Genomic DNA, 23,520 nt, shown 5'->3' with positions numbered 1-23,520 from the left:
ATGGGCGAGAAGAATCTCGATCTCAGTGTTGACGGTCGTTCGCGACATGGTTTTCATCCTCCTCGTCAGCGCGGTCGAGTAAGGCACGACGCTCCGGCTCGCTGTGGGCGGCGGAGGCGGCCTGCCGGAACAGGACGGCGGCGCGGCCATGGTCACCGTGGCGGGCGGTGAGGTCCGCCTCCGCGGCGACGGCGAGCGGGTAGCCGTCCAGCGCGCCGCCGGCGCGTGCTCGGGCCAGCAGTTCCAGCCCTGCCGCGGGCCGGTACGCGTAACCGTGCGACACGGCGCGGTTCAGCTCGACCACGGGTGTGGGTTGCACCCGGCGGAGCTCGTCGTAGCATCGCGCGATCGCCGGCCAGTCGGTGGCGGACGCGGACGTCGCGGCGGCATGGCATGCGGCGATGCGCGCCTGGAGCGCGTAAGGGCCGTCCTGCCTGATCCCGGCCAGGATGTCGAGACCTTCGGCGATCGCGGCGTGGTCCCAGCGGGACCGGTCCTGCCGGTCGAGGGAGAGCAGCTTGCCGTCGGCGTCGTGGCGGGCGTCGCGCCGGGAGTGCTGGAGGAGGAACAGAGCCAGCAGTGCGGACACCTCGGGCTGTAGCGGCATGAGTTGCCTGAGCAGCCGTGCCAGACGTATGGCCTCCTCGGCGAAGGCGGGCTCGCCGTCGGCTTTGTAGCCGCGGGTGAACAGTAGGTACGGACACCGGGCAGCCGCTCAGCGAGTGCCGGTCCGCTGGGCACCCGATACGGGATGCCGGCGTCGGCGATCTTCGTCTTCGCCCTGGTCAGGCGGCGGGTCATGGTGGATTCGCTGATCAGGAAGACGCGGGCGATGTCGGCGGCCGGCACGGCGCAGATCGTCCGCAGCGTCAGCGCCACGCGCGCCTCGATGGTCAGCGCGGGATGGCAGCACGTGAAGATGAGTCGCAGCCGGTCGTCCACGATGTCCTCCTCCGCTTCCGGGGCGGCGCCGGCATTCCCGGCGGTCAACGCGAGCACCGCCAGGTCGCGCATCTTGCGGCGTTCCACCGACGCGCGCCGTAAGGTGTCGATCGCGCGGTTGCGGGCCACCGTCATGAGCCAGCCGCCCGGGTTGTCCGGTACACCCTCCGCGGGCCAGCGCCGCAAGGCCAGCGCTAGGGCCTCCTGGGCGCAGTCCTCGGCCAGCGTCCAGTCGCCGGTCACGCGGATCAGGGCGGCGACGATGCGAGAGTAGGCGTCGACGGCCGCCGTCGCGGCGGCCGTCTCTGCCGGTGGCCTGTCGGGCACGCTCTCACTGCTCCCAGTCGGCGACCGGCCGCAGCTCCAACCGTCCGGCTCTGGCCATGGGGTGGGCGCGAGCGACCTCGATCGCCTCGTCGAGGTCCGCGCATTCGAGAAGGTCGAAGCCGACGATCACCTCTTGGGTCTCGGCGAAGGGACCGTCGGAGATCAGCAACTCGCCGTTGCGGACCCGGACGGTGGTGGCCGTGGACTCGGCGGCCAGCGCCATGCCCTCCAGACGCCGGCCACTGGCGTCGTTCTCCGACACCCACACGTCGATGTCGGGCTCGTTCTCCTTGTCGGTGTCAGGCTCGAGGTCGGTGCAGACGAACATCATGTACTTCAACTCAACACTCCCTGGATCGATGTGGTCGCACCTTATTGACGAACGGCCGGGGCGGTTCCGGACAACAGGCGCACCTGCGATTCGTCCAGAATGCCGCTGCCTGTGACCGGCTTGCTTGTGTCGTGGTGCTTCTCTGGCCAGTGACGGTCGGTGGATCCGGCGCCGGGTCGGTGGGAAGGGGTACGGCGAAGTCGGCGCCGCCTTACAGTGGGCAACCCGGCGCACGCGCGTCACAGCGTACGAATGGACCCCTGGCGGGGGTGTTCCGAATCGAGGTCGGGCGGCTCGGTCGTGATCGCGCACCAGACGGACCAGCCTGGTCCCTCAGGGTTGGCATGGAAGCCCCAGTTTCCCTCCGACAGCATGTCGACGATGGCCAGGCCCCGGCCGCCCTCCCCGAGGAGGAACGCAGGCTCGACCTGGATACTCTCCGCCAGGAGCAGCGCCTGGTCCACCCGGATGCGCGGGATTCCGGCGGACAGGCCCCTGTCCGTCACCTCGACCCGCAGCCGATCGCCGTCCACCGCCAATCGAAGGACCAAGGGCGCGCGTTCGGCGCTCCCCGTACCGCCGGCCACCTGGTGCCGGGCGTGGCGGACGGCGTTGGTGATCAGTTCGGAGACGGCCAGGCGTACGGGTTCGTAGGCCGGGTGTTCCTCGCCGAGCCAGTCGCGTACCTCCGCGCGGGCGCGGGCCGCCGATTCGGGGTCGCTGGGCAGACGAATCTCTTTGAGCGTGTCCGGCGCCATTGATATGCCTTCCCAGTCCGTTCCGGCTGAATTCCTGTTTCACTCGGCTCGCCGGCCGAGGCGCCGCAGTGTCGTCGGCGTGGCCCTCATACGGTGGCAAACAATCGGGGGAGTGAAACGGTTATTCGTGTTCGCAATGTGTTCACAATCGCGTGAACCCTCTCGGGTGACCTTGTGAACGCCCAGCATGATGGCGTAAATAGGTGCCAGGCCGTGAGAGAGGAGCCCGGAGGTGACCGTCCCCCTGGAGCCGGATCCGTCTATATCCCCGCGTATTCAGTTCGGTACAGAACTACGCAAATTCCGACTTTCCGTGGGATTCTCGCAACGGAAACTCTGCGACGCGATCCATGTGTCGATCAGCCAGCTCAGCATGATCGAGAACGGCCACCGGGCGCCGACGATGGAGCTGGCTCGAGCGGTGGACGAGGCCCTCGGTCTCGGAACCACCCTCACCGGCCTCCTCGACCGCCTGAACCGCGCGGCAGCCCAGCTCCCCCGCTGGTTCCGCCCCTGGCTCGACTTCGAACGCGAGGCTGAGGCCCTGCGTATGTGGGAGCCGTTGATGGTCCCCGGCCTCCTCCAGACCGAGGACTATGCGCGAGCCGTCTTGAGCCGTAAACCCGGTATCACCGCTGAGCAAGCGGAGGAGCATGTCACGGCCAGAATGGACCGGCAGAGTATTCTCAAGCGGTCGATGCCGCCCATGCTCTGGGTCATCCTGGATGAAGGCATCCTCCACCGCCCTATCTCAGGGTCGGCGGTAATGAAGGGCCAGTTCGAATACCTTCTTGAGGTTGGAGCAAACCCTTGTATATCCCTCCAGGTGCTTCCCTACCGGGCATGCAGCGTGGTTGGGTTGATGGGTGGCTTCGTCATCGCGGACATGCCCAAAGGAGCACTACCTGCGGCCTACATCGAGTCGCAGAGCACGGAAGACCGCGTGAGCGATCGACCAGAAGAGGTGAAAGGTCTAGCGCTCAGGTACGACATGATCCGGGTAGACGCGCTACCACGTTGTGAATCATTAAGCATGATCAAGGAGACGATGCGGAGATGGACGGCCTGACCCGAGAATTCGCCAACGCCCAGTGGCGGAAGTCCACGTTCTCTGGTGACGACGGAAGCAACTGTGTCGAGGTTGCTGTGCTGTCCAGCGGGCGACGGGCCGTACGTGACAGCAAGGACAGGAGCGGCCCCGTCCTCGTCGTCACCCCCGCGGCGTGGGTCACATTTCTCGATCACGTGAAGTCCAACCCTTCTGCCTGACCCATGGTGGGTAGTTAATGTGCGGCAGAGTCCTCCGGCTACGCTCTCGGGGTCTCATTTCCCACTGATGATCAGGGATCATGCGGACCCGGCGTGATCGATGAGGGGTGCGGAGATGGACAATGTGACCTACGAGTTCACCAACGTCCAGTGGCGCAAGTCCAGCTTCTCTGGTCACGACGGTAGCGACTGCGTCGAGGTCGTTCACTTGTCCGGTGGGCGGCGGGGTGTGCGTGACAGTAAAGATCGCGGTCGCCCCGCGCTTGTCGTCAGTTCGGTTGAGTGGGTCGCCTTCCTTGACCATCTGAAGATCGATCATTTGGCCTGATGTCGCACACGCTCTGACCGCGTTTCCACTCTGGCTCGTACCGGGCGGCGGTACTCCTGGGCGGGTTAGGCTGAGCCCATGACCGCTGAGCCGCTGCACGACGCCGGGGACGACCCGGCGGAGATCTTGCGCGTCTTGCCCGAGACGTGGCATGAGCAGTTCCTCGGTGAATATCACAGGGCCTTGGACGCCGCCCATGAGGTCTGGCGCTTCCATCAACTCCGGGACCTCTTGCATGTGTGGCGTCTGCGGGCGGTGGCCTTCTCCAACCCGGACTTCGAGAGTGCGGCTCAGGCCGCCCGCGAGCGGCGCTCAGAGGAGTTCGTGCCAGCAGAGAACGTCATTCCCGGCTGGAACGGACGTCTGTGAGCTATCGCGTGGAGTTCCACGTGTCGGCTCTGGTACAGCTCAAAGGTCTCCCCGGTGAAGCGTTCGACGCTCTGGTCAAGCGGGCTGCGGATCTGGTCGACGCGCCATGGGACGCTCAGGTGCTTTACCCGGATGAGCCGGAGTTCCGGCAGACGCTCTTCGGTGACTTCGGCGTGCTGTTCTTCCAGGTCGACGAAGAGGCTGAGCTGATCCGGATCTTCAACGTGACCTGGGCCGGCTGACGTCGCCACCGTCCGCACGGCACCGACGTGGCATCGGCCGCGTCAGGGGATGTCGGCCGACACTCGAAACGGTTTTTCAACGGTGCTCGCACCAGTACCCCTTCTCGCCGTCGCGCCGCCCGTTGTACGGCTACGACGTCGAGCGAGAGGGGCGTTTATTCGGTTGCGTGCTCGTGGGGGGGCGTGGGAAAGTCGGTCCCGTTCTGCGACATGCGTGCACATAGCGAAGGATTGAAGTCCATGGTTTCGGCGCCCTCCAGTGGCCGCCGTCGGCACTGACCGCTCTGCTCTTCCGGGCAGCATCCGGCACTCCTAGTGCCACGTCCGTCTCCTCACGGCGGCCCCACGTGCGGTGCCTGGCACCGCTTCCATCTCCCTGTGCGGGGATGGCCCCGGCCCAGCGCCGGGTCTGACAAAAGCCTGTGCGGCTCACTGGTCCGCCTCGTGCGGCGGGAGCGCGCTCCACCATGTCATCTACGTGAGGTCAACATCACCGTGGGTACCAATGTCCAGAGCTTTGCCGTCGCCAACCTCCGCCGCCGTCCCGTGGTCGTCGAGACCGGTGGCTTCGTCGCGGGGTTCGATCCCAGCACCACCAGCCCTCACATCAACTACGCGACCCCTGTGCCCGGTGCTCGTCCCACCAGCGGGGATGTCGCAGCGCTGATCGAGGTGTTCCGCGAGCGCGGTCTCAAGCCCCGGCTCGAGTTCGCGCCGGACGCCGCGCCCGCCGTGGAGCCCGCACTGCGCGCGGCGGGATTCACCATGGAGGAGGTACACGAGTACCTGGTCTGCAGTCCGGCCACACTGACGATGCCGCCGGTCGGCGGTACGCCCGACCCGGTCATGGCCGCGCTGCTTGTGGAGACCCCCTCCACGGACGAGGAGTACGCGTCGATCGACGGCGCCCTGTCCGAGGCGTTCACTGGCGAGTTCGCCTCCTCCCCGGAAGGCGTGGCCCGGCTGCGCCGCACCCAGGAGAACGGCGGGGCGGTGCGGTTCGTCCGGTCGCCCGACGGCGGCTGCGCCGGTGGGGCCTTGTGCTCGGCACCGGCCGTGGGCACTTCGGAGCTGGCCGGCGTGGGCACTCGCCCCGCCTTCCGCGGCCGTGGCATCGCCGCCTCGGTCACCGCCGCGCTGACCGAGGCGATGTTCGCCCTGGGAGCGCAGTCGGTGTGGCTGGAGTACTCGGGTGAGGGATCCCGCCGCGTCTACGAACGCGTCGGCTACCGGCCCGAGGGCACCCGCCTGTACATGGCGCTCGAAGGGTGACGGTCAGCGCCTGCCCGTGATGACGTCACGGGCGACGGCTTTGCGCTTGGCGGCTTCGTCGGCCGCCGACTTCTGCTCGTCCGCCATCCGGACGTCGTACGCCGCGCGGGCGGTGGCGATCTCGCCCTGGTGTGTTTCGGTCCAGGTGACCAGCGCCTGGATGGTGGCGTGCAGGGTCGTGCCCAAGGGCGTCAGCGCGTAGTCCACGCGAGGCGGCACGGTCGCGTGCACGGTGCGTATCACCAACCCGTCGCGCTCGAGGTGGCGCAGAGTCTGGGTGAGCATGCGCTGGCTGATCCCGTCGATCAGCTTGCGCAGCTCGGTGAAACGCAGGCTGCGCCGGTCGAGCAAGGCGATGGCCAGAAGCGACCACTTGTCCGCGATGCGGTCGAGGATCTGCCGGACGTCGCAGCCCTCCCGGGTGTCCCACTGGAGAACGTCGTAGTCGCCGTCGGTATCCCCGCAGTGACCGAGGAACTTTGAAGTGCCGTCTTCCACGCCTTCCGATACTGCCTGACGATGCTGCTGGTTACAAGAAGGAACCGGCCCTCACTTGGGTAACCATGGAGCCGGTTCCATGTCCCCGAGAGGAGCCGGCCATGTCCGCATCGGTCGACCGCATGGACGCGCGCGCCTGGAGCGTGCTGCTCGTGCTTGCTGGAGCCGTATTTCTGGAAGGCATCGACGTGGCGATGCTGAACGTGGCGCTGCCGTCGATCCGCGCTGATCTGGGGCTGTCCACCGGGATGCTCAGCGGCGTGGTCAGTGGCTACGTGCTCGGCTACGGCGGGTTCATGCTGCTGGGCGGCCGGGCCGCCGACCTGTTCGGCCGCCGCCGGATGTTCCTGTTCTGGCTGGTCGTCTTCCTGCTGTTCTCCGGTCTGGGTGGTTTCGCCACCGAGGGCTGGATGCTGTTGCTCGCCAGGTTCGTCACCGGGGTCGCGGCCGCGTTCATGGCCCCCGCCGGGCTCTCCCTGGTCACCGGCAATTTCCCCGAGGGACCGCAGCGCACCAAGGCGCTCGGGGTGTACGCCGGGACGGCCGCGGGCGGGTTCTCCCTCGGCCTGGTGGCCGGCGGGCTGCTGGCCTCGATCGGCTGGCGGTGGGTGTTCTTCGCCCCGGTGGTGCTGGCGGCGCTGATCCTGGCGGCGGCGATCCCCCTCGTCAAGGAGCCGGACGCGCCGGAGGCCTCCCCGGGCGGCTTCGACCTGGCCGGCGCCCTGGCCATCACCGGCGCGATGATGCTGCTCGTGTACGGGGTGGTCCGGCTGGAGCGCCCAGGCGACGACACCGGGATCACGCTGGGCGTGTTCGCCGCGGGACTGGCGGCGTTGATCGCCTTCGTTCGGATCGAACGGAGATCCGCCAACCCCCTGGTGCGGCTCGGCATCCTGCGCTCGCGTCCGCTCATGCGAGCCAACCTGACGGCGCTGCTGTTCATCGGCTCGTTCGCCGGGTTCCAGTTCTTGGCGACGCTGTACCTCCAGGAGGTGCGTGGCTGGACCACCCTGCAGACCGGACTGGCCATGCTGGTGATCGGCCTGGACACCATCCTTGCGCCGACCATGACGCCGCGCCTGGTGAACAGGTTCGGCAACGTTCGCGTCCTGTTCGGCGGTCTTGTACTGGCGGCGCTGGCCTACGCACTGTTCCTGCCGCTCCGGGTGGACTGGACCTACGCCGCCATGTTGCCGACCATGGTCCTGCTCGGCCTCGCGTTCTCACTGGCGTACGGCCCGCTGACCATGGCCGCCGTCGAGGGTGTCGACGAGCGGGAGCACGGCGTGGCCGGCGGCCTGCTGTACACCTCGATACAGTTCGGCACCGCGCTCGGCCTGTCGGCGGTGACCGCGGTGAACGTCGCGGCGCTTGGCGACGCCGCGACCCGGGGGGCGGCACTCGACGCACTACGGATCGCGCTCGCCGTCCCGGTCGCCGCTGCCGTCGCCGCCACGCTGGTAATCGCCTTCGGCTTGCGCACACCTGCCCGTGATCCCGAGCCCGCGCTCGCCGCGCAGCGGTGAGGTGTCACCGGCCGGTTCTCGGGTCCACCCGCCGGGGACCGCCTAAGGCGCCCCGGCGGGACGGTCCAGGATTGTGCTCAGCCGCCAGGGACGGTTTAGGCCCTGGATGAGCTCGTACACCTGGTTCACTCATCCGCGTCCAGACCTTGGCGCGACGATCCCTCGAAGGTGCCGTGGGTGGATCGGCGTCAGCCTCCGACGCGTCGAGCGGACGCCTGGCTGTTGTCAGACGCGGCCTGGGAACGTTGTTCCGGTGTCACGCAGACATGGTCATCGGCGACCGCCTCACGCCAGACGAAGCCCGATATGCACGAGTCAGGTCCCGACGCACCGTTGGGGTCCACCCGTTCAGCGGCCGCCTGGTTGTCCATGCGTGTCTGTTCACGAACCTGCGGTGTGACACATACGCGGTCGTTGGGAACGGCTTCTCGCCAGACGAAGCCCGATATGCAGGTGTCGGGGTCGGTGTTGGTGTTGGCATTGGTTCCGTTGCCGTTGCCGTTGCCGTTGCCGGTGTCGGTGGGTTTGGATGACTTCACACGCGTTGGCTTGGGACCCGAGGACTTCTTGTGAGAGCTGGACGGTTCCACCTGAGCAATAGAGGGGTTTTGGTCGCCGTCGTGGGGTTTGGTGTAGCCGGCGGTTATGGCCGCCGCCCCGATGACCGCGGCAGCACCAATGAGCGCGGCAATGATCGTCCCGCTTCTGTCGGGCATGATCGTTCACCTCCAGGCAGGGAACTCGGCGGTTGTGCTTCCCGCGGTTCTCACGGGCGATTCGAGCTGAGTGGCAGGGTGCGACGCGGACCGGGCCGGCAGGACGGTCCTCTTACCGGCCGTAGACCTGGTGCGAGGTGTCCAGGCTCGGGCGGTAAGGCCGTACGGTCATTTCATCGGATGCGGATCCAGTTAACGGCCGCCCACTTGCAATCCTGTTGAAAGGCGCTTGCCCGAACCGGCCTGTGAATGGTCCGGTGCGAAAATATGGCCTTCGCCGATGAGAAAAGTCCGGCATGCCCTGGCGTACTCGTCGGGGCTGGTCTGCCTGGTCTGGACGCCGTCGTGGCGTGCGTGACCGCACGGCCTTCACCTCATCAAGCGGTGCCCCTGAAATGGCGCCTTCGGCGCTGCCTTCAAAAGGCGGTCCTCACCGAGCCCGCGACGCACCGTTGCGCAGGCGACGGCCCTGCGGGGGTCGCCGGGACATCGAGCCGGTCAAAGTGCGGCTCTCACCTGTCAGCGTCCATGTATTCACCCCTGCAGCCCGGCGACCGCCACCGGGTGGTTGACGCGGGGCTGGGGGCGATCGAAGGTCCGGTACGCCGTTCCTCAGTCCCGGCCCACCGGGCACGGTCGCTTCTGTGAGCCGGCCGCAGACCAGCAGCCCCGGACACCACGCACCGGCCCCGGCGTGGGCGCCGGGTGGGGTCGAATAGCCCTAGTGCGGGGTCCACGGATGTTCGCCGGGTTGTCCGCCGTACGAAGGGCGCCGGTATCGCCGTACCACTTCTGGCCGTCGCGGCGCCCGACGTACAACCCGCACGTTAAGCGGAGGGGAGCCATGCCGCCGGGGGAGTGGGGCCGGGACGAGCGCGTCCGGGCTGTTCAGGGGGCACCCGCCGGTTCCTGGTCGGCGGGTGCAGTAGGTCACGGCCTGGGTGGGCACCACTGGGTCACCACCGGCGTGGGTGCCGGGTGGGTCGAATAGCCCTAGGGAGTGTCTTTAAAGTCCCGTCTGCTCGGCGCTGTGTGGCGCGCACGCTCCCTAGGGCATTCCGGGAGGGACGGGCTCCGCGGTACCGCGCCGCGCCACGAACACGAACTCCCTGCCCGGCCGGTCGGGTGCGTCGCGTACGTCCTCGACGACGAAGCCGTGCTCGTGCAAGTCCCGCTCGATCTCCGTACGTTCGCGGAAGCGAAGTGTCGATTCCGAGGTCAGTACGTCCCCGTCCGCAGCGAACACGTGCGTACCCCGGAAGCTCACCAGCGGCAGGCTCACGTCCGTCAGCTCGGCCCAGGTCTCGACGTGGCCGACGCCCGGGATGTCCGTCATGCGGTACGTGGTCTCGCGCGTCCACTCCGCCCACTCCTCCCACACGCGCTGCGCCGGATCGCGCGTCTCGAAGACAAGCCGCCCGCCGGGCCGCAGCGCCTCGTACGCGCCGCGCAGCGTCGTACGCCATGCCTGCGGATCGGCGATCGCCTGGGCGACGTTCCCGGTCATCGTCACCAGGTCGATCTGCATGGGCGGCAGGTCCCCCGCGTCGCCGTCGAGCCAGCGCACCCGCTCCGCGCCCGGCTTGCCACGCGCGACGTCGACGGACGCCCGCGCGGGATCGATCCCGGTGACCGTAATCCCGCGCTCGGCGAGCAGCAGCGCGAACACGCCCGTACCGCACCCGATGTCCAGCACGGATCGCGCGCCGAACTCCTCCGCCATCGCGAGATACGCGTCGAGATCGCTGCGGTCCGGATCGAGTGGGTCGTAGATGGCGGCGAGGCGCGGATGCCCGAAAGTCGCGTCAACCATGGAGGCGAACGTATGTGGCCCCGAGCCCGCGCGGCCACTGCTTTCTCGGGTTACGGCGCCAAGCGGGCGCGGCGAAGTGCGCCGCTGATCCCGGCGCCCCTATCGGGCACGGCCGTACCGAAGCGAACCTCGGCCAGGCCGCTTAGGAGTTGTCTTCAATGTCACGCCCACATCAGGAGCGAGGCGAGGGTGACGGCCGCTTGGTAGGACTCGGCGGTCTTGTCGTAGCGGGTCGCGATGCCACGCCACTGCTTGAGGCTGTTGAAGCACCGTTCCACGACGTTGCGCTGCTTGTAGAGATGCTTGTCGAAGCGGGGCGGGCGTCCGCCTCGGCTGCCGCGGCGGGCCCGGTTGCGCTTCTGGTCGGCCCGCTCGGGAATGGTGTGGGCGATGCCGCGCCGCCGCAGCCAGGTGCGTATCGCGCGGGAGCTGTAGCCCTTGTCGCCCAGCACATGAGCGGGCCGCAGCCGGGGCCGTCCCGGCCCGAGGCGGGGCACCCGGATCGCCTCCATCACGGCGGTGAACTGCGTGCAGTCGTTCGTGTTGCCGCCCGTCAGCACGAAGCCGAGCGGGCGCCCCAGGGCATCGCAGGCCAGGTGGATCTTGCTGGTCAGGCCGCCCCGGGAGCGTCCGAGTGCGGGGGATGCAGAGCCCCTAGTGCGGGGTCCACGGATGTTCGCCGGGTTGTCCGCCGTACGAAGGGCGCCGGTATCGCCGTACCACTTCTGGCCGTCGCGGCGCCCGACGTACAACCCGCACGTTAAGCGGAGGGAAGCCATGCCGCCGGGGGAGTGGGGCCGGGACGAGCGCGTCCGGGCTGTTCAGGCGGCACCCGCCGGTTCCTGGCCGGCGGGCCCGGCTGAGACGCGAGCGCCGTCCGGGGTCGGTGTCAGCGGTAGTAGCCCTCGACCGGTACGCGGGCCTCGTCGAAGAGGGCGGGGCCTTCGGCGGGGGCGTCGGTGAAGCCGGTGCCGGGGGGTTTGAGGGTGGTGAGCTGGTCGTTGGACAGGGCGTAGACGACGCGGCCGAGGCCCGAGCGCGCGATGGCGCCGGCGCACATGCCACAGGGCTGGCAACTGGTGTAGAGGGTGGTGGCGGCCGCGGTGGCGGGGTCGAGCTCACGGGCCGCCCACCTGGCCAGCTTCAGTTCGGGATGGGCGGTGATGTCCCGGTCGGTGAGCGAGGTGTTGTGGTCTTCGGCCAGGACGGTGCCGTCCGGGCCGGCCAGCAGCGAGCCGAACGGCGGGTTGCCGCCGGCCCGCGCCGTCGCGGCCAGCTCGATGGCCCGGCGCAGGAGCGCCTCGTCGTCGGCCCGGGGAAGGGGTGTCTTCTGGTCGTGCGTCACCGTCGCTCCTTCAGGGTTGGATCACTGTTCAGGTTCTCGCGGGCGGCCACGGTCGCCAGCGCCTGCCAGGCCGGCTGCGGGTGCAGGGTCTCGGCCGGGTCGCCGTTGAACGGGTCGAGCACGACGGTGCCGGCGCCCAGCGCGCGCAACTCACGCAGGTCGTCGTGGATCTGGTCGGCCGTGCCCTCGCCGGCGAGCCGATCGGGGCCGGTGACCGGCGCGTCGGTGAGCCGCAGCGCGATGCGGGGCGCCAGGGCGGGCACCGGTCGCCCCTGCTCGTGCGCGAGGTGCTTCAGGCGTTCCAGCGCCTCGCGCAGCCAGGGCAGGGTGAAGCGCAGCGGGTGCCACGCCTGGCCCAGCCGTACGGCCCGGCGCAGGGCGGCGTCGCTGTTCCCGCCGACCCAGATCGGGATGTGCCCGGCGCGGTAGTCCTTCTCGTCCTCCCAGGCGGCGCGTACGGCGTCCAGGTACTCGTCGGTCAGCGCGCCGCGCCGTTCGAACGGCACTCCTAGGGCGGCGTACTCCTGGCGGGCCCAGCCCACGCCCACGCCCAGGACCAGCCGCCCTCCGCTGAGCCGCTGGAGGTTGGCGGCCATGCGGGCGATCAGCAGCGGATGGCGGTACGGGACGACGAGCACCGTGGTGCCGAGCCCGATCCGGTGGGTGAGACCGGCCAGCCACGCCAGGGTGGTGAAGGGCTCGTAGAACGGCGCCGGGTACTGCTCGGCGACGTCGGGCGTCACCGCGACATGGTCGGAGACCATGAGCAGGTCGAAGCCGAGGCCCTCCACCGTCTGCGCCCACCGCCGCAGCATGTCGGGGTCGGTGCCGGGACCGAAGTTGGGAACGTTCACGCCTATCCGCACTGGTCAAGGCTATCCACCGTCTCCGGGGAGCCTGAAGGGATTCATCCCGGTGTGGGGCGGCTCAGGCCGGGAATCTGCCGGTATCTTCAGCGGATGGCCGTGAATCTCGATCCGACCGACTGGTCCATCCTGGCCGAGTTGCAGCGCGACGGCCGGGTGCCGCTCACCGAGCTGGGGCGCCGGGTGAGTCTGAGCGCCTCGGCGGTGACCGAGCGGGTCAGGCGGCTGGAGACCGAGGGGGTCATCACCGGCTACCGGGCCGACGTGGACCTGGCGAAGGTCGGTTTCGCGGTGCTCGCGGTGGTGCGCCTGAAGTACCCCGGTAGCCGGCACGAGCCGCTGCACCGGCTGCTGGCGGAGCGCTCGGAGATCCTGGAGTGCCTGCGCACCACCGGTGAGGACTGCTACACGCTGAAGGTGACGGCGACGTCCATGCCGCACCTGGAAAAGCTCATCGACGAGCTGGCCGGCTTCGGCAGCACCACGACCAGCATCGTCTACAGCCAGACGCTGCCCTACCGAGGCCCCCGGACCCCGTAGCCCGCCCCGACGACGTACAGCGTCCCGGGTGCCCGCCGTCGTACGGCGTGCCGGCCGCCCGCCGTCATACCCGTGTGCCGCTGTCGCCGGCCCGCGTGTGGAAGGCGCGGCGGTAGGCGGACGGGGAGGTCCGCATGGCGCGGCCGAAGTGGTGGCGGTAGGTGACCGGCGTGTCGAATCCGACGGCCTTGGCGATCTCCTCGATGGGCGTGCCGGCCGTCTCCAGCAGCACGAGGCTGGCCCGTACCCGCTGGTCGATCAGCCAGCGGATCGGGGTGGTGCCGGTGGAGCGCGCGAAGTGGCGCAGGTAGGTCCGGGTGGACATGTGCGCCTGCCGGGCCAGCGTCTCGACGGTGAGCGGGTCGGCCAGGTGCTCCAGCGCCCACGCCATGCTCTTCGCGACCCGGTCGTCGTCGGGTGTGACGGTCATGGGTGCTTCGATGAACTGCGCCTGCCCGCCGTCGCGATGGGGCTGGATCACCAGCCGCCGGGCCACCGCGTTGGCGATGGCGGCGCCGAAGTCCCGCCTGATGACGTGCAGGCACAGATCGAGGCCGGCGGCGCTTCCGGCGCTGGTGAGCACATCGTCGTCGTCGATGTAGAGCACGTTCGGATCGACCTGGACCGCGGGGTACCGGCGGGACAGCAGGTCGGCGTAGCGCCAGTGGGTGGTGGCCCGGCGGCCGTCGAGCAGGCCCGCTTCCGCCAGCGCGAAGGCGCCGGAACAGATCGACATGATGCGCGCGCCGCGCCGGTGCGCCAGGCGCAGCGCCGCCACGAGGTCCGGCGAGGGGGCGGCGGTGACGTCGGGCACGCCGGGCACGATCACCGTCTCCGCCGCCGCGAACTCCTCCAGGCCGTGCGGCGTGCGCAGGCTCGCACCGCCGATGACACCGACCGGGCCTTGGTGCTCCGCGCACACGCTGAGCTGGTACCAGGGAAGGTCGAACTCCGGCCGTGGCAGGCCGAACACCTCGGTGACGATGCCGATCTCGAAGACCGACATGCCTTGGTAGGCGAGGACGGACACCTTCGGCCCACGCCGGACCGGCAGGGGAAGCATGGCGGGATATTAGCGCAAGGCGTCATTCGCGCCGCTGGTGGCGACGGCCGCCGGCGGACAGGATCGTCGGCATGTCGAATGTGCTCTCCACCCCGCCGGCCACCTCCGCCGAGGCCGCCGCCCACTTCGCCGCGCGGCTGCGCTACGAGACCGATGTCAGCGATGTCCATGCCGACCTGGAGGCCCGGGTGCCGGGGCTGTTCGTGGTCGACTCCCGCAGCAGGGAGGCGTGGCAGCAGGGCCACCTGCCCGGCGCCGTCCATCTGCCCACCGGAGAGATCGCGGCACGGGCGGCGGAGCTGATCCCCGCTGGCTCGGTCGTGGTGACGTACTGCTGGGGACCCGGCTGCAACGGCTCGACCAGGGCCGCGCTGGAGTTCGCCAAGCTCGGATACCAGGTCAAGGAGATGATCGGCGGCTACGAGTACTGGGTGCGCGAGGGATTGCCGGTGCGGGCCGGCGGCGATGTGATCCGGCGCCCGGTCGACGACCTGACCGCGCCGAGCCTCGGGATCGTCTGCGGCTGCTGAGACTCCGACGGACCAGGCCGGCGAGTGCCCGAGTGGACCGGACCGGTGCACCTCCGATGGAGCAGGCGGGCCGATCATGTCTGCAGTTTCTCCGACGCCGGTCCGCGCCATGGCGTACGGCGTGAACTCGTACGGGGGGTTGTGGCGAGACATCCCCGACAAGTCCCCTACGGGAAGGCCGGCTTCATGCCATGGTGCCGACGATGACCGCACCCCCCACGACCCGCGGGACCCCGGACGCGGAGCTGATCGCCGAGTCCAGGGGACGGCCGGAGGCGTTCGCCGCGCTGTTCGACCGCTATGCGGGCATGCTCTACCGGTACGTCTCCCGCAGGCTCGGCCCGGAGGTCGCCGAGGACCTGGTGGGCGAGACGTTCCTGATCGCGTTCCGCCGCCGGGACCACTACGACCTGGCCCATCCCGACGCCCGTCCCTGGCTGTTCGGCATCGTCACCAAGCTCGTCGCCCGGCATCACCGCGCCGAGGCGGCCCGCTACCGGGCGTTGCTGCGGAGTCCCGTCGAGACGGTCGTCGAAGGTCCCGCCGACCGGGTGGCCGCCGGGGTCAGCGCGACGGCGGCCCGCTCGGCCCTCGCGCCCGCGCTGGCGGGCCTGTCGAAGGGCGACCGCGACGTCCTGCTGCTGATCGCCTGGGGGGACCTCTCGTACGAGGGGGTCGCCCAGGCTCTCGGCATACCGATCGGCACGGTCCGTTCCCGCCTCAGCCGGGCGAGGCGCAAGGTGCGCGCGGCGCTCGGCGACACCAACCCGCTGCACGCCCAGGAGGAGCGATGGACGACCTGACGACGCTTCGTGACCTCGGTCGCGACCTGGAGCACGAGCCTCCGGCCACGCTCGGCCACCAGCGACGGCGCCTGCTCGACGCGATGGGCGCGTCCGCGTCCCGCCCGCGACGGCGCCCGGCGGGCTTCCCGGGACTGCCCAGGCGGGCGAACTGGGTGATGCTCGCCGGTGTCGCCGCCATCACCGCCGCCCTGGTCGTCGTCCCGACGGTGCTGCTCCGGAGCGCCGCTCCCGCCGGTTCCACCGTGGCGGCCCCCGCGTGGGACCGCCCGCCGAAGCACGGCGACGCGCTCAACGTCCTCCTCGTGGGCTCCGACGAGAGGCTCCCGCCGAAGGGGCAGCCCGGGCTGAAACTCGGCCGGCGGAGCGACGTGATGATCCTCCTGCACCTGTCGGCGGACCGTAAGCGGGTGGTGGCGGTCAGCCTGCCGAGGGACTCCATGGTCCGTATCCCCGCGTGCCAGTCCTCGTCCGGCGCGACCATCCCGTCGCGTGTCGACATGATCAACCAGGCTTTCGACACGGGAGGGCTGCGCTGCGCCTGGAAGACCGTCGAGAGCACCACCGGTGTCCACGTGGACCACGCCGTGGAGATCAGCTACTTGGGCTTCAAGGACATGGTGGACGTGCTCGGCGGAGTGGACATCACGCTGCCCGCGGCGGTGCGCGACCCGAAGGCCAAGCTCGATCTGCCCGCCGGCCGGAACCATCTCAACGGCGAGCAGGCGCTGGGCTACGTGCGCACGCGCGCCCTCGGCGATGGTTCGGACATCGCACGGATCAAGCGGCAGCACCTTCTGATGAACGCCCTGCTGGGACAGGTCACCACGCGCGCCGACGATCCAGCGGATCTGACCGCCTTCCTCGACGTCGCGCGCAAGGCGGTCACCAGCGATGTGGACCTGGACCTCGACACGCTGTACGCCGTCGTCCGCGGTCTTCGAGAGAGCGGACTCGACGGCGTGCGCCTCGTCACCGTGCCCTTCCGCCCCAGCAAGATCGACAAGAACCGCATCGAATGGGTCCAGCCCGAGGCCGACCGGCTCTTCGAGCAGTTCAAAGGCGACTGACGTCCAAAGGCGACCGGCTAGGACACGAGTTCCTGCCGGGCGTCATTGGACGTGGGCAGCCGCAGGACGAAACAGGCTCCTCGGGGGGAGTCCTCGACCTCTAGCGTCCCGGCGTGGGCCTCGGCGATCTCGCGGGAGATGGCGAGGCCCAGACCGCTCCCGCCGGGGTCGCGGCGGCGCGCGCTGTCCAGGCGGGTGAAGCGCGCGAACACCCGCTCGCGATCTTGTGGTGGTATGCCGTCCCCGTCGTCGGCCACGGTCACCACCGCCTGCCTGCCCTGGGGCACCACGGTGACGTCGACGCGGGTGTCGGCATGTCGCTGCGCGTTGGCCAGCAGGTTCTCGACCACCCTCATCAGCTGGATGCGTGAGCCGCGTACCCGTACCTCGGGCAGGGCGTGGACGTGCACCGGGACCCGGCCGGATCGGGCCGCCGTCACCTCCGTCACCAGGGCGCGGAGGTCGACGCACTCGGGCGGCGGCGAGTCGGTGGCCTGGAGTCGGGCGAGCATCAGCAGGTCGTTGATGATCGCCTCCAGCCGGTCCGCGGTCGAAAGGGCCCCCCGGATGGCGTCGTGCGGGTCGACCTCCTGCGGGTAGAGCAGCGCCTCCTCCAGGCGGCTGCGCAGGCCGGCGAGCGGCGTGCGCAGCTCGTGGGAGGCGTCGGAGGCGAACCGGCGTTGCTGCCTCACCGCCGCTTCCAGCCGGTTGAGGGTCAGGTTGGCGGTACGGGCGAGCATCGCGATCTCGTTCCGGCCGGGAGGCTGTGGCACCCGAAGGCTGAGATCACTGCCCGTGATCTCCGACATCCGCACGCGGATGCACTCGACCGGCCCGAGTATCTGGTACGCCAGGCTCCAGGCCATCCAGGTCACCAGGCACAAGATGAGGAGGGCGCCGGTCACGATGCCGACCTCCAGCCAGTGGCCGGCCAAGATGGGCGGTTGGGTGAGGCCCGCGTAGACGTACGAGGAGTTCGATGTGGGCGTGACCCGGACCGCGGTGAGCATGACGCACGGGCCGCCCGGCGGGCATTGGGTCACTTCCTGGAAGCGATCGTCGGCCGGAGGCCGGTTCGCGGTGAGCGCGGGCCTGCCGGCGGCCGCCTCGCTCGATCGGAGGACGTGGCCGCGCGAATCCGCCAGCTGGATCAGGACCACTTCACCGGATGAGGGGAGGACCGTCGGCACCTCGGCGTCCCGCACCCTGGCGCTCCACTGGGTGGCGACCCGCTCGGTCTCCCTGAACACTCTGTACCGGACGTTGTCCCGGACGAGCGTGTCGAAGCCCGCCCCCACCGTGGTGAGGAAGATCAGTGACAGGGCCGCCGTCATGATCGTGTAATGCGTCCGGATCGAGCTCGGATACGGCAAACTCCCGAAGCGTGCCGCCATCGAATCTGCACCGATGCGCATCTCACCCTGCGCGACTGGAGTGGCGGCTCCAGGCGCCGCGGCGCTCGACACCATCGAACTCGCGCCGGAAGACGGTACCGCGCTCGCTCACGTCGTCATCGCGGATCTCGCCGGTGCCCGCCGTCTGGAATGCCGGCTTCTCTCTGCACCTCGGGACCGCACGGTTCGATCGGACGAGCCGGTAACGGAGTAGCACCGTCCCGATGATGCTCAGCCAGAGCAGGACGCCACCGATCATGATCAGTAGCATGTCCCCTTCTCCGGCCGGAATATCGTAGGGGTTCATGGTGTCCTCTTCTCCCTTCGCCGCCCCCGGTAGGGGAACGGCCGTAGCGCCGGGCCGCTGGTGTGATGGAGGTCACTAACCGCACCGACCAGGGATTTTCAGGTTAGTTAAGGCCTCGGTTTCCTGAAAGGTTCCAGCCTAGGCACGCCTCACCCCCCATAAAGGGTCACGCGGTGGTAAACCGCGTAGAGATCGTTTCCGCTGCCCCTGGCCCTGCGGGGCCGAACCCTCTCGCGCCGGCCCGGCGAGGCGGTCCGCCCGTCGCCGCCGACCGGGCGGCGGCCGTGGCGGTAGGTAGATCCTTTACCGTTTCCGCACTCGTTGATTACTCTCCGCGATAACCTCGGCACGTTTCGTATTGATCGTCCTCCCGGGGGTCCGTGCCAGTGGCTGTTCGTGTGGTCTTCGTAGGTGGGCTGGGGCGCAGTGGCACGACCCTGCTGGAGCGGTTGCTCGGCGAGGTGCCCGGCGTCGTGCCGCTCGGTGAGGTCGTGCACCTGTGGGAGCGCGGGGTCAACGCCCACGAGCCGTGCGGGTGCGGCGAGCCGTTCACCGCCTGCCCCTTCTGGCGCAGGGTCGGCATCCGGGCGTTCGGAGGATGGTCCCCCGGGCTCGCCGACCGTGTTCTGACCCTGCGCCGCCGGGTCGACCGCACGAGGCACATCCCCGCCCTGGCCGCCCGCCGGTGCCGCGTCGGCCTCAGCGGCTACACCCGTGCCTACTCCCGGGTCTACGAGGCCGCGTCCCAGATCGCCGCCTGCCCGGTGGTGGTCGACTCCAGCAAGCACGCGTCGCTGGCGTTCTGCCTGAGCACCTCGCCGGTCGTCGACCTGAGCGTCGTCCACGTCGTCCGAGACCCCCGGGCGGTCGCCCACTCCTGGCGGCGGCGGGTCAGCAGGCCCGAGAACGGCGCCCACATGACGCGCTGGCGGCCGTGGCGCACCACCCTCCACTGGGTCGTCCAGAACCTCGCCTTCGAACTGCTCGCGCGTCGCGGCGCCACCGTGATCCGCGTGAGGTACGAAGACCTGCTGGCCGATCCGCACACCGTCCTGTCCACCCTGCTGGCCCGGCTTGGGCTCGCCGGCGGTGGCGGCGCGCTCACGTTCCTGCGTCCCGGGCTGGCCGAGCTGTCGGTGGCGCACACCTGTGCCGGGAACCCGATGCGTTTCACCGCGGGGCCGCTGGCGCTCAGCAGGGACGACTCCTGGCGCGAGCACCTGTCCTTCTGGCACCGATGGCTGGTCACCGCCCTGACCTGGCCGTTGATGCTCCAGTACGGCTACGGCGTGCGCGATCGGCAGGCGCCGGAGGCGACCTCCTCCTCCCCGTGGCTCACCGCCGGCGTCGCGACGGCGCAGGAGTGCCGATGAGCCCCTCGGTCGGCGTGGTCATCCCCACGCGCGGTGACCGTCCGCACCTGCTCCGGGCCGCCGTGGCCGCGGTGCTCGGCCAGGGGCATCCGGGCGGGGTGGAGGTCGTCGTGGTGGTCGACGGCGGCGCTTCGGCCGACATGGTGGAGGAGCAACTGTCCGGCGTCCAGATGGACCCCGCCGGTGCCCTCTCCGGGGTCCGGGGCCGGGTTCACGTGATCGCGAACCGGCTCAGCCCAGGGCTGCCGGGCGCTCGCAACACCGGCATCGCCGCGCTCGACACGAGCCTGGTCGCGTTCTGCGACGACGACGACATGTGGCTGCCCGGCAAGCTGGCGGCGCAGCTCGTGGCGCTCGCCGCCGACCCGGCCGCCGAGTTCGTGGGGTGCGCCATCGAGGTGGAGTACGGCTCGCGCCGTGCCGTCCGGCTCGCCGGCACGACCAGGGTGACCAGGCAGCACCTCACCCGGTCGCGCATGGCCATGGTCCACTCGTCCACGTTCCTGTTCAGGCGTGGGTCGCTCTGGCCGGACGAGAGCGCGCCCGCCGGGCAGAACGAAGACTGGGATCTCGCCCTTCGCGCCGCCGGGCGCCACCCGATCGTGTACGTCGACCGGCCGCTGGTGCGGGTCCGCTGGGGCGGCTCCGCCTACGCGACGCGCTGGGCCGACCGCATCGCGGGCCTCGAATGGATGCTGGCCCGCCATCCCTACCTCACCGCCGATCCGCGCGGCGCCGCACGCATATACGGACAGCTCGCCTTCCACAACGCCGCGCTCGGGTGCCGCCGAGAGGCGTGGCGCTGGGCCTTCCGGGCGCTCGGCGCCCGCCTGGGCGAGCCGCGCGCCCCCATCGCCCTGGCGGTGGCGCTCGGCGTGGTCCCGGCGCACAGGGTCATGGGCCTGCTCCATACCCGAGGGCACGGCATCTGATGGCGCCGCGAACACTCCTCGGCGCCCCGCGCCTCACGGTCGAGAGCCGGGGCGGGGCGATCGGGAGCCGGGACAGGGTGACGGTGGCGGGTGTCGCCGTCGACGCCCTCACCGAAGCGGAAGTGGTCGCACACGTCGTCGCCGCCCTCGGACGAGGGCAGGGCGGGCACGTGGTCACGCCCAACGTCGACATCTGCCGCGCCTGCTCCAGAGACCCCGAGGTACGCGCCATCGTGGCGGGCGCCGACCTCGCCGTGCCCGACGGCATGCCGCTGGTCTGGGCGTCCAAGCTGCTGGGCACGCCCGTCCCGGAACGCATCACCGGAGCCGACCTGATCTGGTCGCTGTCGGAGGCGGCGGCGTCCAAGGGGCTGCCGGTCTACCTCCTCGGCGGGCCGCCCGGCGTCGCGGTGCGCGCGGCCGAGGTGCTGCGCGACCGCTATCCAGATCTTCGGGTCGCGGGGGTGGCGTCCCCGCCGTTCGGGTTCGAGACCTCGGCGGAGGGCCTCGCGTCCGTACGGGAGGCGCTGCTGGCGGCGCGGCCCCGCGTGGTGTTCGTCGGCCTCGGCTTCCCCAAGCAAGATCGCCTCATCGACCTGCTCCGCGCCGACCTGCCGGGCACCTGGTTCGTCGGCTGCGGCGCGGCGATCGCCTTCACCGCCGGCTCGGTGCGGCGCGCTCCCGAGTGGATGCGCCGCTCGGGGCTGGAGTGGCTGTACCGCCTGGCCGCCGAGCCCGGCCGTCTCGCCCGCCGCTACCTCGTCGACGACCTGCCCTTCGCGCTCCGCCTTCTCGCGGCGTGCTTCTGCCGGCACCTCGCGCAGAGGCTCCGGCAACGTACGGGCCGGCGGGTGAAGGTCCCGGGGTCCCTCGACCACCCAGCGGTGGCCGGTCTGCCTGACCCGTCAACGCGTTGAGCCCCCTCGATCCGCACGGCGTCCCCGTGCCCCGCCGCGACAAGGGGCCGGCGTAAGCCCGGCGTGGCCGAGTGACGCGCATCACGCCTCAAATGATCTCTTCGACGACGTTCAACACGATCTTCCAGTCGTTCGGCTCGCACGCATCTTCTATTTCATGATCACCTCTGGTGCGGGCACGGCCGTGTGCGCCTATCGGTCACTGCGGTGTCTGTTTCACGCACCTGTCAGCAGGGTTCGTACGGCGGCGACGATTTCGGGTGGCGCCTTGTCCGGTGACCCGCAGTCGAACGGCGGCCGGGGGTCGTATTCGAGAGCGAGTTGGATCGCCTTGGCCGTCGACTCGCCCCACAGGCGAGCCGCGAGGGTCAGGGCCATGTCGATGCCGGCCGACACCCCGGCGCAGGTGATCACGTCCTTGTCGACGACCACACGTTCGGTGCTGACGATGGCGCCGTATGCGGCAAGGACTTCCCGCACCGCCCAATGGGTGGTCGCCGGGCGGCCGGCCAGGATGCCGGCCTTGGCCAGCAGCGTGGAGCCCGAACAGACCGAAACGGTGCACCCGGCCGTCGGGCAGGTGGCGGCCAGCCAGGCGATCAGGGGCTCGTCATCGAGAGCCCTGCGCCAGTGCGAACTGCCCGGAACAACGATGAGCTCGGGCGCGGGCATCTCGTCGAAACCGACGTCGGCCTGCAGCGTGAGCCCGTTGTCGCAGCGCACGCCCCCGGCCCGCGCGGCAACGAAGTGGGGCATCACCTGTGGATGACCGGCCAGCACCTCGTAGGGGCCGATCATGTCCAGGGCGGTCATCTGGTCATAAAGCACGAATGCCACATTCATCGCGAAGTCTCCTCGTCAACGATGGGTCGGCGATGGCTTGCGCCTGGTGAGCGGTGTTCTGGAAAGGGGCGGTGAGGTCAGATCGCCGCGGTGCCGACGAAGCGGTCGCGGTAGGCGCTGGGCGGCACGCCGATCTCCCTGAGGAACGCCCGGCGCATGGCCTCGGCGGTTCCGAAGCCGCATCGCCGGGCGATGCTCTCCACACCGTCGCGGCCCATCTCCAGCAGGACCTGTGCCGCCTCGACACGAGCCCGCTCCACGTACCGGCCCGGGCTCATGCCGATCTCCCGCGCGAACACGCGACTGACATGGCGCGCGCTCACCGATAGCCGCTCGGCCAACGCCGGAACCGAGTGATCAGCCGCCGGATCAGCGGCGATCTCGCCGAGCAGCCGTCGCAGTGTGTCATCGCCCGACGGGCGGACCCGGGACCACATGCTGAACTGCGACTGCCCTCCCGGCCGCTGCAGGAACACCACCAGCCACTTGGCGACCCGGCGCGCCAGTTCCGCCCCGTGATCCTCCTCGATGAGCGCGAGCGCCAGATCGAGCCCGGCGGTGACCCCGGCCGACGTGGCGACCCCCGCATCCCGGACGAAGATCGCATCCGGCTCCACGGTCACAGCCGGGTAGGCCTCGGCCAGGTCGGCACAGTACGCCCAGTGCGTCGTGGCCCGCCGACCGTCCAGCAACCCGGCCTCGGCCAGCACGAAAGCGCCTGTGCACACCGAGACGGTCCGGCGGGCCCCGCCAGACAACCGCCGCACCTGACCGACCAGTTCGCGGTCGCCCACCGCAGCGGCGTGGCCCCAGCCCCCCGCCACGAGCAGCGTATCCGGCGCGCCCTCCACCCGTGCCAGGTCCGTATCGACGCCGAGACGTACGCCTGACGACGTCACCACGTCCCGGCCGCCGAGCGAGGCCAGCCGCACCCGGTAAGCGCCCGCTGAGGCCCGGGTCGCTCCATCGAACGCTTCCAGTGGCCCCGCGACATCCAGCAACTGGACCCCGTCGTAAACCACCACAAGCACCTCAGCGCCGTTCATGGATCAAGCATCTAGCAGCCGATGCGATGTCAGCAATGCCACATACCCCACCAATACGGACATGAAGGGAGCAGGGTCCGCTGAAATGGGTCCGGCGAGC

Annotated in this window: 27 protein-coding genes and 2 pseudogenes; 14 read left to right on the top strand and 15 right to left on the bottom strand. The window is 69.9% G+C overall.

Going from position 1 to position 23,520, the window contains the following annotated elements:
- Positions 1-22 precede the first annotated feature (22 nt).
- The 4 genes and pseudogenes from MYF83_RS18530 to MYF83_RS18515 form a co-directional block, all read right to left on the bottom strand.
- Positions 23-637, bottom strand: coding sequence for a DUF6596 domain-containing protein (locus MYF83_RS18530; protein ID WP_308201469.1), 615 nt, complete (start codon positions 635-637; stop codon positions 23-25).
- A gap of 182 nt (positions 638-819) precedes the next feature.
- A pseudogene (locus MYF83_RS18525) lies at positions 820-1,185 on the bottom strand (sigma factor); the annotation flags it as partial.
- Between the two features lie 88 nt (positions 1,186-1,273).
- On the bottom strand, positions 1,274-1,600 hold the full coding sequence (locus MYF83_RS18520; RefSeq protein WP_248961743.1) for a YciI family protein: 327 nt from the start codon (positions 1,598-1,600) through the stop codon (positions 1,274-1,276).
- Positions 1,601-1,839: 239 nt separating this feature from the next.
- Positions 1,840-2,358 (bottom strand): ATP-binding protein, encoded by a 519-nt coding sequence (locus MYF83_RS18515; protein WP_248961712.1) that lies wholly within the window; start codon positions 2,356-2,358, stop codon positions 1,840-1,842.
- Between the two features lie 232 nt (positions 2,359-2,590).
- Here MYF83_RS18515 and MYF83_RS18510 point away from each other — a divergent pair, with 232 nt between their 5' ends.
- The 6 genes from MYF83_RS18510 (at position 2,591) to MYF83_RS43810 (ending at position 5,838) form a co-directional block, all read left to right on the top strand.
- Entirely contained in the window at positions 2,591-3,427 is an 837-nt protein-coding gene (locus tag MYF83_RS18510) for a helix-turn-helix domain-containing protein (RefSeq protein WP_248961711.1), read from the top strand.
- On the top strand, positions 3,415-3,627 hold the full coding sequence (locus tag MYF83_RS18505) for a DUF397 domain-containing protein (RefSeq protein ID WP_248961710.1): 213 nt from the start codon (positions 3,415-3,417) through the stop codon (positions 3,625-3,627). Before MYF83_RS18510 ends, MYF83_RS18505 begins: the two co-directional genes overlap by 13 nt.
- 115 nt (positions 3,628-3,742) lie before the next feature.
- Positions 3,743-3,955, top strand: coding sequence for a DUF397 domain-containing protein (locus tag MYF83_RS18500; RefSeq protein WP_248961709.1), 213 nt, complete (start codon positions 3,743-3,745; stop codon positions 3,953-3,955).
- A 78-nt stretch (positions 3,956-4,033) separates the two neighbouring features.
- Positions 4,034-4,324, top strand: a complete 291-nt coding sequence (locus MYF83_RS18495; RefSeq protein WP_248961708.1) for a DUF6247 family protein — start codon at positions 4,034-4,036, stop codon at positions 4,322-4,324.
- An 8-nt stretch (positions 4,325-4,332) separates the two neighbouring features.
- Positions 4,333-4,566, top strand: a complete 234-nt coding sequence (locus tag MYF83_RS18490) for a hypothetical protein (RefSeq protein WP_248961707.1) — start codon at positions 4,333-4,335, stop codon at positions 4,564-4,566.
- 495 nt (positions 4,567-5,061) lie between these two features.
- Positions 5,062-5,838: a GNAT family N-acetyltransferase gene (locus tag MYF83_RS43810; protein WP_248961706.1), complete on the top strand. Its 777-nt coding sequence runs from the start codon at positions 5,062-5,064 to the stop codon at positions 5,836-5,838.
- 3 nt (positions 5,839-5,841) lie between these two features.
- On the opposite strand, the gene MYF83_RS18480 is transcribed toward MYF83_RS43810, so the two are convergent.
- The gene (locus tag MYF83_RS18480; RefSeq protein ID WP_248961705.1) at positions 5,842-6,336 is read right to left on the bottom strand and encodes a winged helix-turn-helix transcriptional regulator; all 495 of its coding nucleotides are present in this window, start codon (positions 6,334-6,336) and stop codon (positions 5,842-5,844) included.
- A 101-nt stretch (positions 6,337-6,437) separates the two neighbouring features.
- Between MYF83_RS18480 and MYF83_RS18475 the strand changes: the two genes are divergently transcribed.
- A complete protein-coding gene (locus MYF83_RS18475; RefSeq protein WP_248961704.1) occupies positions 6,438-7,862 on the top strand; it encodes an MFS transporter in 1,425 nt (474 codons plus the stop codon).
- Positions 7,863-8,050: 188 nt separating this feature from the next.
- Here MYF83_RS18475 and MYF83_RS18470 read toward each other — a convergent pair whose 3' ends face one another.
- From MYF83_RS18470 to MYF83_RS18450, 5 genes and pseudogenes are all read right to left on the bottom strand, one after another.
- Positions 8,051-8,578 carry a hypothetical protein gene (locus tag MYF83_RS18470; RefSeq protein ID WP_248961703.1) on the bottom strand — a complete coding sequence of 176 codons (528 nt, stop codon included), beginning with the start codon at positions 8,576-8,578 and terminating at the stop codon, positions 8,051-8,053.
- 1,048 nt (positions 8,579-9,626) lie between these two features.
- Positions 9,627-10,391 carry a class I SAM-dependent methyltransferase gene (locus tag MYF83_RS18465; protein ID WP_093931067.1) on the bottom strand — a complete coding sequence of 255 codons (765 nt, stop codon included), beginning with the start codon at positions 10,389-10,391 and terminating at the stop codon, positions 9,627-9,629.
- Between the two features lie 161 nt (positions 10,392-10,552).
- Positions 10,553-11,059: pseudogene (locus tag MYF83_RS18460) on the bottom strand (IS5 family transposase); the annotation flags it as partial.
- A gap of 221 nt (positions 11,060-11,280) precedes the next feature.
- Positions 11,281-11,736: a nucleoside deaminase gene (locus MYF83_RS18455; protein ID WP_248961702.1), complete on the bottom strand. Its 456-nt coding sequence runs from the start codon at positions 11,734-11,736 to the stop codon at positions 11,281-11,283.
- Positions 11,733-12,590 (bottom strand): LLM class flavin-dependent oxidoreductase, encoded by an 858-nt coding sequence (locus MYF83_RS18450; protein ID WP_248961701.1) that lies wholly within the window; start codon positions 12,588-12,590, stop codon positions 11,733-11,735. The genes MYF83_RS18455 and MYF83_RS18450 overlap by 4 nt, the downstream gene beginning before the upstream one ends.
- 105 nt (positions 12,591-12,695) lie before the next feature.
- Here MYF83_RS18450 and MYF83_RS18445 point away from each other — a divergent pair, with 105 nt between their 5' ends.
- The gene (locus MYF83_RS18445; protein ID WP_248961700.1) at positions 12,696-13,142 is read left to right on the top strand and encodes an Lrp/AsnC family transcriptional regulator; all 447 of its coding nucleotides are present in this window, start codon (positions 12,696-12,698) and stop codon (positions 13,140-13,142) included.
- Between the two features lie 64 nt (positions 13,143-13,206).
- Here the strand turns inward: MYF83_RS18445 and ftrA are convergent, their stop codons facing one another.
- A complete protein-coding gene (ftrA, locus tag MYF83_RS18440; protein ID WP_248961699.1) occupies positions 13,207-14,205 on the bottom strand; it encodes a transcriptional regulator FtrA in 999 nt (332 codons plus the stop codon).
- A 71-nt stretch (positions 14,206-14,276) separates the two neighbouring features.
- Between ftrA and MYF83_RS18435 the strand changes: the two genes are divergently transcribed.
- The 3 genes from MYF83_RS18435 (at position 14,277) to MYF83_RS18425 (ending at position 16,608) form a co-directional block, all read left to right on the top strand.
- A complete protein-coding gene (locus tag MYF83_RS18435; RefSeq protein ID WP_248961698.1) occupies positions 14,277-14,735 on the top strand; it encodes a rhodanese-like domain-containing protein in 459 nt (152 codons plus the stop codon).
- Positions 14,736-14,938: 203 nt separating this feature from the next.
- Positions 14,939-15,538 carry an RNA polymerase sigma factor gene (locus MYF83_RS18430; RefSeq protein WP_248961697.1) on the top strand — a complete coding sequence of 200 codons (600 nt, stop codon included), beginning with the start codon at positions 14,939-14,941 and terminating at the stop codon, positions 15,536-15,538.
- Entirely contained in the window at positions 15,526-16,608 is a 1,083-nt protein-coding gene (locus tag MYF83_RS18425; RefSeq protein ID WP_248961696.1) for an LCP family glycopolymer transferase, read from the top strand. The genes MYF83_RS18430 and MYF83_RS18425 overlap by 13 nt, the downstream gene beginning before the upstream one ends.
- 17 nt (positions 16,609-16,625) lie before the next feature.
- Here MYF83_RS18425 and MYF83_RS18420 read toward each other — a convergent pair whose 3' ends face one another.
- A complete protein-coding gene (locus MYF83_RS18420) occupies positions 16,626-17,942 on the bottom strand; it encodes a sensor histidine kinase (RefSeq protein WP_248961695.1) in 1,317 nt (438 codons plus the stop codon).
- Between the two features lie 82 nt (positions 17,943-18,024).
- A complete protein-coding gene (locus MYF83_RS18415) occupies positions 18,025-18,309 on the bottom strand; it encodes a hypothetical protein (RefSeq protein WP_248961694.1) in 285 nt (94 codons plus the stop codon).
- 398 nt (positions 18,310-18,707) lie between these two features.
- On the opposite strand from MYF83_RS18415, the gene MYF83_RS18410 reads away from it, so the two are divergent.
- Genes MYF83_RS18410 through MYF83_RS18400 form a run of 3 tightly spaced genes read left to right on the top strand, consistent with a single transcriptional unit; the run spans position 18,708 to position 21,531 of the window.
- Complete coding sequence (locus MYF83_RS18410; RefSeq protein WP_248961693.1) at positions 18,708-19,682, top strand: sulfotransferase; 975 nt, start codon at positions 18,708-18,710, stop codon at positions 19,680-19,682.
- A complete protein-coding gene (locus MYF83_RS18405; protein WP_248961692.1) occupies positions 19,679-20,614 on the top strand; it encodes a glycosyltransferase in 936 nt (311 codons plus the stop codon). Before MYF83_RS18410 ends, MYF83_RS18405 begins: the two co-directional genes overlap by 4 nt.
- Entirely contained in the window at positions 20,614-21,531 is a 918-nt protein-coding gene (locus MYF83_RS18400) for a WecB/TagA/CpsF family glycosyltransferase (protein ID WP_248961691.1), read from the top strand. The genes MYF83_RS18405 and MYF83_RS18400 overlap by 1 nt, the downstream gene beginning before the upstream one ends.
- 216 nt (positions 21,532-21,747) lie before the next feature.
- On the opposite strand, the gene MYF83_RS18395 is transcribed toward MYF83_RS18400, so the two are convergent.
- Positions 21,748-22,374, bottom strand: a complete 627-nt coding sequence (locus MYF83_RS18395) for a DJ-1/PfpI family protein (protein ID WP_248961690.1) — start codon at positions 22,372-22,374, stop codon at positions 21,748-21,750.
- 77 nt (positions 22,375-22,451) lie between these two features.
- On the bottom strand, positions 22,452-23,420 hold the full coding sequence (locus MYF83_RS18390; RefSeq protein WP_248961689.1) for a GlxA family transcriptional regulator: 969 nt from the start codon (positions 23,418-23,420) through the stop codon (positions 22,452-22,454).
- Between the last annotated feature and the right edge of the window lie 100 nt (positions 23,421-23,520).

Origin of the sequence: Sphaerisporangium perillae, from assembly GCF_023276435.1 — a bacterium.
In the GTDB taxonomy this organism is placed as follows: domain Bacteria; phylum Actinomycetota; class Actinomycetes; order Streptosporangiales; family Streptosporangiaceae; genus Sphaerisporangium; species Sphaerisporangium perillae.
The sequence above is the reverse complement of the archived record's forward strand: the minus strand, read 5'-3'. Positions and strand labels throughout refer to the sequence as shown.